Origin of the sequence: Streptomyces sp. SID3212 (assembly GCF_009865405.1) — a bacterium.
GTDB lineage: Bacteria > Actinomycetota > Actinomycetes > Streptomycetales > Streptomycetaceae > Streptomyces.
In genome coordinates, this window is record NZ_WWJY01000145.1 from 1 (window position 1) to 8,060 (window position 8,060).

Annotated in this window: 6 protein-coding genes and 1 pseudogene; all 7 read right to left on the reverse strand. The window is 72.0% G+C overall.

What is annotated here, in order from left to right; all coding sequences use genetic code 11:
* A partial coding sequence (locus GT042_RS04150; protein ID WP_161307332.1) for a caspase family protein occupies positions 1 to 1,447 on the reverse strand: 1,447 nt, incomplete at its 3' end.
* A gap of 18 nt (positions 1,448 to 1,465) precedes the next feature.
* Positions 1,466 to 2,641, reverse strand: coding sequence for a hypothetical protein (locus tag GT042_RS04155; RefSeq protein ID WP_161307333.1), 1,176 nt, complete (start codon positions 2,639 to 2,641; stop codon positions 1,466 to 1,468).
* A gap of 254 nt (positions 2,642 to 2,895) precedes the next feature.
* A complete protein-coding gene (locus tag GT042_RS04160; RefSeq protein ID WP_202532329.1) occupies positions 2,896 to 3,753 on the reverse strand; it encodes a SigB/SigF/SigG family RNA polymerase sigma factor in 858 nt (285 codons plus the stop codon).
* Between the two features lie 165 nt (positions 3,754 to 3,918).
* Positions 3,919 to 5,361 (reverse strand): GuaB1 family IMP dehydrogenase-related protein, encoded by a 1,443-nt coding sequence (locus GT042_RS04165; RefSeq protein WP_161307335.1) that lies wholly within the window; start codon positions 5,359 to 5,361, stop codon positions 3,919 to 3,921.
* 229 nt (positions 5,362 to 5,590) lie between these two features.
* Entirely contained in the window at positions 5,591 to 6,640 is a 1,050-nt protein-coding gene (locus tag GT042_RS04170) for a sugar-binding domain-containing protein (RefSeq protein WP_345943673.1), read from the reverse strand.
* Positions 6,641 to 6,747: 107 nt separating this feature from the next.
* Positions 6,748 to 7,431: a ribulose-phosphate 3-epimerase gene (gene rpe, locus GT042_RS04175; protein ID WP_161307336.1), complete on the reverse strand. Its 684-nt coding sequence runs from the start codon at positions 7,429 to 7,431 to the stop codon at positions 6,748 to 6,750.
* Positions 7,432 to 7,622: 191 nt separating this feature from the next.
* A pseudogene (locus GT042_RS04180) lies at positions 7,623 to 8,060 on the reverse strand (rRNA cytosine-C5-methyltransferase); the annotation flags it as partial.

The following is an 8,060-nucleotide window of genomic DNA, read 5'->3' on the forward strand; positions in this document are numbered from 1 at the left end:
CCCCGAGCCGCTCGGCCACCCGGTCTCCCCATTCCCGCAGTCCCGCGCGCAGCACGGGGGGCGCGGCGGCCGCCATGTGCTCGGTGAAGCGCACGACGGCGGGGACCAGCGGTGTCCCGCCGTGCTGGACGCTCAGCCCGCCCAGGCGCTCTTCGAGGTGGTGCACCGCCGCCATGAACTGCCCGGCGGAGCAGGACTCGTACGACTCGCCTTCCGTAGGAGGCAGCCACGCTCCGCCCATCGGAGTGGCCATCCGTACGGCGGCGGCCGTCACCGAGACCGACGGCAACGGGGTCGCCCCGTCGGCCAGCGCGCTCAGGACAACGTGTTCACCCGGTGACAACAGTCCGGGCGCTCCCTGCGAACGGGCCAGGGACAGGAACGTGTCGGCCGCTCCACGGTCCTTCGGGAACACCACTTCGGTCAGCGCGGCCATCGCCCGGGGCACCGTGAGCAGCACTTCGGCGAACGTCTCGTCGCTGTCCCGGGGCAGGGACCCGGCGACCCCGCAGCCCGCCACCACATGGTCGACGCACCGGCGGCGGTGCTCCGCGTCCGTGAGCGTGTTGCGCAGGGCGAGGGCCACCTGGTCCCGGCTGCCGGGCGCCACCGCACGGCGGGGGGCCGGCGGCGTCAGCATCTCCTCGGAGCCGTCCAGGGCCCTGACGTACAGGCTGGTGGGCGTCTGGAGCGGGCCGCCGGCGGCGTGCAGCTTCGCGAACCGCCCCTTGACGTGCTCGACCAGCCGGACCAGGTCGGGCCGTAGGTCGACGGCGTGCCCCTCCAGCCAGTCGTTCACGACGTGGGAGAAGACCCCGGCGCGGCGCTCCGCGTCGTTCTCGGCGACCTGCCCCCGCGCGGCGGCGTGCAGGACGAACTGCTCCTGCTCCCGCCGGGGAGCGCGCGGGAAGCGGGCGACCGCGGGCCCCGCCGGCTGGTGCAGATGTTCGAGGAAGGTCGCGCAGGCGTCGAAGAAGAAGAGCTGCCGGGAGAAGCCGGGCAGGTCGGCGCGGGCCAGGTGCTCGCGCAGGTCGGTCGCGTCGATGCAGCGTTTGTCGTTCAGCGAGGCGTCGGGGCACAGCAGCAGGCGCCGGTCGCCGTGGTCGAGGAATCCGTGGCTGCCCCAGAATACGTACAACGCGTCACCCGTTCGCCCGTCGAGCCCTCCGGTGAAGGCGTCCATGAGCTGGTCGCGTGACGCGACCTGCCGCCAGGTGACGTCGGCCGCGTCGGCCTGCGCGTCCAGCTCCGGCAGACTGCCCTCCACCGGCGCGAGCAGCAGCTCGATGTTCTCGCCGGGCACCCCGCCCTTCCGCAGCCACCGCGCGAAGCGCAGGGCGTCGGCGGAGGCACCCGCCAGACTCCAGCCCGGATGCCTGGGGTAGGCCTCCAGTCCCACGGCCACGGCGTGGATGCGCGCCGGGTCCACTCCGTTCGCCCCGTCCATGTGCGTGTGCATGTGCGCTCAGCCCATCCACGCACCGATCGCGTCCCAGACCTTGGAGTTGGACCAGTAGGCACTGTGCGCGAACGGGAAGGGCTGCCGGTTGTCGACTTCTTGGTCGTAGGCGTGCTGCGGGAAGACCCCCGCCGCGGTGAACGAGAGCAGGTCGCGCCGGTCGTACAGGTTCAACCAGCGCCGGGGGAAGTGGTCCGGGAGCCCCTGCGGGTGTTCGAGCGAGACGAGGGCGCCGGTCTCGTAGAAGAACGGCGCCTGGGAGCCGACCGTGATCAGCTGGTCGACCTGTTCCACCTTCTCCTGGACCAGCAGGTCCACACAGGCCACCCCGCCCAGGCTGTGCGCGACCACGGTGACGTGATCGCCGGGCGCGTGCTCGATCGTGCGCCGGATCAGCCGGCGCAGGGACTCACCACGCGCCTGGTAGCGCAGAATGTCGCCGACGCCGGGCACGATCCCCGTGTCGCTGTGCTTCCCCCGGCGGCGTCCCGCGTACCAGGTGAGGGCCCGGAGGGCGGGCGTCGCGGCGGCCTTGGCCACCGTTCCGGAGAGCGTACGGCCCTGCGTGTGCAGGTCCGCGCCGAGCAGTGAGAGCAGGACGTCCCGCCGGGAGCCGTCCACGGCGTCCGCGCCCTCGTCCACCGACGCGGCCAGGACCGTGGCCACCACCGCACGAGCGAACGCGTGCCGGTGTTCGTAGCCGCCCTCGTCCGCCGTGGCGGAGGCGTCGCGCAGCTCGGGTGACGCGATGAGGGTACGTAACGCCGCGTCGAGGAAGGCGTCCAGGCCGTCGTCCGCGAACGCGGCCCGCACCTCGGGGGACGGCGTGTAGCGCGCCAGGTCGGCGAGAAGCTTCTGGGCCGGGCTCTGCCCGCGTCCCAGCCCGGAGACCACGGCGGGGCGCAGTCCCAGTAACCGCAGTTCATATCCGGGGTCGCGGTAGAGCACGCCCCAGACGGCCACGTCCTCGTCGTCCTGCCTGCCTCCGCCGCCCTTCCGGTAGCCGGGGATCGAGACCCCGCCGAGGGCCAGCTCCGCCCCCTCCTCGCAGCCCCAGAAGCAGCCCCGCACCTCAAGCCCCTCGCGGAGACCGGCCAGTTCGGACCGCACGGTCGCGAACGTCTTGTTGTAGTCGTCGAGCCGGACACCTGTTCCATGGACAAAGACGACGGATCGTCCCATATCCCCACCCCGTACCTTCGTACTGTCCCCGTGAGGAAGACGCCGGCCGACCGCGTTTCGTGAGGTCTCCGTTTCCCCGTTTCCCCGGGCGATGCTAACGCGGCCTCCGCGCCCGGTCGGCGCTTTGACGGAATCGCCCGGCTCGCTCCCACCCGCCCCTCGGCGACAGACGACGGAGGAGGGGCACCCCACATGTGTGGGGTGCCCCTCCTCCGTAAGACTCAGCGGGACCGGTCCGGTCCGACGTCCGCCGTCTACTCCACCACGAGCAGTCCGTCCCGCAGCCGACCGGTGATCCGGGACAGCAGCCGGGACACATGCATCTGGGTGACGCCCAGTTCGGCGCCGATCTCCGCCTGCGTCATCTCGTCGCCGAAGCGCATCTGGAGGATCTGCCGCTCCCGGTCGTCCAGCTCCCGGAGGAGCGGCTTGAGCGCCTGGACGTTCTCTGCCGTCTCCAGGCCCGCGTCGGGGGCGCCGAGGCGGTCGGAGAGCGGGGCGGAGGAGTCCGAGGAGTCGTCGGAGGGGAAGTCGATCGATCCGGCCGTGTAGCCGTTTCCGGCGACGACGCCCTCGATGACCTCTTCCTCCTCCAGCCCGAGGTGTTCGGCCAGCTCGGCCGTCGTGGGCGCGCGGTCCAGCCGCTGCGACAGGTCGTCGGACGCCCGGGCGAGGTCGATGCGCAGCTCCTGGAGCCGGCGCGGCACGTGCACCGCCCAGCTGGTGTCCCGGAAGAACCGCTTGATCTCGCCGACGATGTACGGGACGGCGAAGGTCGCGAACTCCACCTCGCGGGTGAGTTCGAAGCGGTCGATCGCCTTGATCAGGCCGATGGTGCCGACCTGGACGATGTCCTCCATCTGGTCCGCGCGGTTACGGAACCGGCCCGCCGCGTAGCGCACCAGCGAAAGGTTCAGCTCGATCAGGGTGTTGCGCGCGTACTGGTACTCGCGGGTGCCCTCTTCCAGCTCCGTGAGCCGGGCGAAGAAGAGCTTCGAGATCTCCCGTGCGTCCTTGGGTGCCACGTCCGCCGGCCGCTCCAGATACGGAAGGGCGTGCTCCGTGGACGCGGCGTCGTGCCGCGTCCCGTAGCGGATGCTCGTCGCCGGCATCGTGTTCGCCGTGGACACATCGGCCTCCCTTGCTCCGTGGACAGTGCGGGGAGGCGCTTACCCGGTCCTCACACATACATGTCCGCAAACTTCAGAAACTTTTCCCGGACTTCAGGGACCCGCCCCGCCGCCCGCCTCGCCGCCCGCCCCATCACCCGGGCAGGCTCAGCCCCAACTTGCGTGCAGCGGCTTGCCCTCAGCGTATCCGGCGGCACTCTGGACACCGACGACGGCCTTGTCCGTGAACTCCGCCAGCGAGCCCGCCCCCGCGTAGGTGCACGCCGAACGCACGCCCGCGACGATCGAGTCGATCAGGTCCTCGACGCCCGGCCTGGCCGGGTCGAGGAACATCCGGGAGGTCGAGATGCCCTCCTCGAACACCGCCTTCCGCGCCCGGTCGTACGCCGACTCCTCGCTCGTACGGTTGCGTACGGCGCGGGCGGACGCCATCCCGAAGGACTCCTTGTACAGCCGCCCGTCGGACGCCTCCTGGAGGTCGCCCGGCGACTCGTACGTCCCCGCGAACCACGAGCCGATCATCACGTTCGAGGCACCGGCGGCGAGCGCCATGGCGACGTCGCGCGGGTGCCGTACGCCACCGTCGGCCCAGACGTGCTTGCCGTGCTTCGCCGCCTCGGCGGCGCACTCCAGGACGGCCGAGAACTGCGGCCTGCCCACGCCGGTCATCATGCGCGTGGTGCACATGGCGCCGGGGCCGACCCCGACCTTGACAATGTCCGCGCCCGCCTCGATCAGGTCCCGTACCCCGTCGGCGGAGACGACGTTGCCCGCGACCACCGGCACGTCGGGGCGGAGCGCGCGGACGGCCCTGACGGCGGCGAGCATCGACTCCTGGTGGCCGTGCGCGGTGTCGACCACCAGCGTGTCGACCCCGGCGTCGAGCAACTGCCTCGCCTTGCCCGCCACATCACCGTTGATCCCGACGGCGGCGGCGATCCGCAGCCGGCCCCTGCCGTCGACGGCAGGGGTGTAAAGGGTGGCGCGCAGGGCGCCCTTGCGGGTGAGGATCCCGGCGAGCCGCCCGTCGGCGTCCACGGCCGGGGCGAGCTTGCGGTTGGCGCCGTCGAGCGCGTTGAACGCCTCACGCGGGTCCCTGTCCGCGGCGATCGCCAGCACGTCCTTGGACATGACCTCGGAGAGCTGGGTGAAACGGTCCACGCCGGTGAGGTCGTGCTCGGTGACGATCCCGACCGGACGGCGGTCGGCGTCGACCACCACTCCCGCGCCGTGGGCCCGCTTGGGCAGCAGGGACAGAGCGTCGCCGACCGTCTGGGAGGGCGACAGCACGATCGGGGTGTCCAGCACCAGGTGCCGGGTCTTGACCCAGCCGACGACGTCGGCGACGACCTCGATCGGGATGTCCTGGGGGATGACGGTGAGCCCGCCGCGCCGGGCGACCGTCTCGGCCATCCGGCGGCCCGCGATCGCGGTCATGTTCGCCACGACGAGCGGGATGGTGGTGCCGGTGCCGTCGGGGGCGGCGAGGTCGACGTCCTGGCGGGAGGCGACGGCCGACCGGCCGGGGACCATGAACACATCGTCGTACGTCAGATCGTAGGACGGCGTCTGGCCGTTGAGGAAACGCATGCTGACCCTGTCACCTGGAGTTCTACGGAAGGGGTGGGCGGGGAGTCAGCACCGGGCCGGAGCGGACCGGAGCGACGGCTCCTACGACATCATCACCGATCACCCGGTCCAGGGGCGAACACCGGGACCCGGTTCTGTGGCTTCCTCCCGGCACCCGGCGGCGTTCTTGGGCGTTCGTCCGTCGCGAGCGCGTGACGGGGAACACACAGGAGTCCGGCGGACACGCGCCCTAGGGCGTGTCCGGGTCCGACCGCTCCAGCGCGGGGCGCGGCGCCGGCGTGAACTCCGTCAGCAGGAAGTCCGCCGCCGCCGTGTCCGTGACCAGGCTGGTGACCAGACCGGAGCGCAGCACCGCCCCGATCGCCTCGGCCTTGCGCAGCCCGCCCGCGATCGCCACGACCTCCGGGATACGGCGCAGCCGGTCGGCCTCGACCGTGATGCACCGCTCCCCCAGGTCACGGCCGACCCGCCGGCCCTCCGCGTCGAAGAGGTGCGCGGACATCTCGGCGGCCACGCCGAGCGAGGCGTAGTGGGACCGCTCCTCGTCGCTCAGCATGTCGTGGACCGTGGAGATCCCGGCCTCCCACGAGCCGATGGAGACGGCCGCGACCGTCACCTTGTCGAAGTACTCGAAGGCGCGGGCGATGCCCGGCTGGCTGCGCAGCGCGGCGGCCGTCGCCGGGTCGGGGAGCAGCATGGGCGCGTAGATGGGGTGCGCCTCGCCGCCGGAGACCTGGGCGGCGCGCCGTACGGCCTCGACCGAGCCGCGCTCGGCCGTGCCCGCGTCGTACACCCCGGTCAGCTGCACGACCGTGCAGGGCGGCAGCCGGTCGAGCGCGGCGGCCATGTGGATCGTCGAGCGGCCCCAGGCCAGCCCGAGCACATCGCCCTCCGCGACCAGTTCGCCGAGCAGGTCGGCGGCCACCTCGCCCAGGTTCTCCGGGTCGGGCGACTCGTCGGCGGCCTCCGCAGGGGACTCCACGACCACGGCGTGCCGCAGGCCGTAGCGGGCCCGCAGGGCGTCGGAGCGCTCCGCGTCCAGCTCGGCGGGTACGCGGATCTCGATCCGTACGAGATCGCGCTCCAGGGCGGTCTCCAGGACCCGGGCCACCTTGAAGCGGCTGACGCCGAACTCCTCCGCGATCTGGATCTTGGACTTGCCCTCGAGGTAGAAACGGCGTGCCATGGCCGCCGCCTGCACCAGCTCCGCGGGTCCCATCCGCAGGGCCGGCCGACCCGCCGACATACCAGACACCGCGATCTCCTCACTGCTCTTCACACTCTGGGCTCTTCGCACTCCGGATCCGCTCTTCATCCTGTCAGATCCAGCCGTTCTTGATCAGCCCTGTTGGGCCCCGTTCACCAACGTGTGGCTCAGTGGTCGATTCAGTGCGCGCACGCCCAGGAAGCGGCCGCGGTCGCCTCGGTCGCCTGGTTGCGCAGCATCCGTACGGCGGCGGCCGGATCGTCCGTCCCGTACACCGCGGAACCGGCGACGAAGACGTCCGCGCCGGCTTCCGCGCAGCGCTCGATGGTGGTGGCGGAGACGCCACCGTCGACCTGGAGCCACAGCTCCAGGCCGTGCTTGGAGATCAGCTGCCGGGTGCGGCGGATCTTCGGCAGCATGATGTCCAGGAACGCCTGGCCGCCGAAGCCCGGCTCGACCGTCATGATCAGCAGCATGTCGAGTTCGGGGAGGAGATCCTCGTACGGCTCGATCGGTGTCGCCGGCTTGAGCGCCATGGACGCCCTGGCCCCCTTGGCACGGATCTCACGGGCCAGCCGTACGGGCGCCGCGGCGGCCTCCACGTGGAAGGTCACCGAGCCGGCCCCCGCCTCGACGTACTGCGGGGCCCAGCGGTCCGGGTCCGCGATCATCAGGTGGCAGTCCAGCGGGGTGTCCGTCGCCCGTCCGAGCGCCTCGACCACCGGCACGCCGAGGGTCAGGTTCGGTACGAAGTGGTTGTCCATGACGTCGACATGGAGCCAGTCGGCGCCTTCGACGGCCTTCGCCTCCTCGGCGAGCCGGGAGAAGTCGGCGGACAGGATGCTGGGGTTGATCTGAGCCATGTGCCAAGCCTGCCATGCTCCGGGGCGCTTCCCGACCGTCCGGGGGACGCCGGATCCGGCCGATGTCCGCCACGGACAGTCATACTCCGCGCAATCCTCGCGTATCGCGCGGACGGGTGACGGCGCACATCAAGCCCGTCCGGCGATTGAGGACACCGCCGCCGCCGGCGGCACGCACCGCGCGCCGAAGCTCACGCAGTACGGCGCAGCAGGGCCAGGTACATCGCGTCCGTGCCGTGCAGATGCGGCCAGAGCTGGACGTCCGGGCCGTCCCCCAGCGCGGGCACCCCCGGCATCAGCGGCCTGGCGTCGACCCATTCCGCGGCGACGGCCGGGCCGCCGCGTCCGCCGAGGACGTCCTCGACCACGATCCGCGTCTCGGCGAGGTGCGGCGAGCACGTCGCGTATCCGACGATCCCACCGATCCGTACGGCGCCCAGCGCCTCGCGCAGCAGGCCCCGCTGGAGCGGGGCGAAGCCCTCCAGGTCCTCGGGGCGGCGGCGCCAGCGCGACTCGGGGCGGCGGCGCAGCGCGCCGAGTCCCGAGCACGGTACGTCGACCAGCACCCGGTCGAAGGAGCCGGGGACCCACGGCGGGCGCGTGCCGTCGGCGGTGATCACCTGGTACGG

What these genes read in the sequence shown, in the direction of transcription:
- GT042_RS04155 (WP_161307333.1), bottom strand. Translation starts at nt 2,641, where the DNA reads ATGGGACGATCCGTCGTCTTTGTCCATGGAACAGGTGTCCGGCTCGAC.
- GT042_RS04160 (WP_202532329.1), bottom strand. Translation starts at nt 3,753, where the DNA reads ATGCCGGCGACGAGCATCCGCTACGGGACGCGGCACGACGCCGCGTCC.
- GT042_RS04165 (WP_161307335.1), bottom strand. Translation starts at nt 5,361, where the DNA reads ATGCGTTTCCTCAACGGCCAGACGCCGTCCTACGATCTGACGTACGAC.
- rpe (WP_161307336.1), bottom strand. Translation starts at nt 7,431, where the DNA reads ATGGCTCAGATCAACCCCAGCATCCTGTCCGCCGACTTCTCCCGGCTC.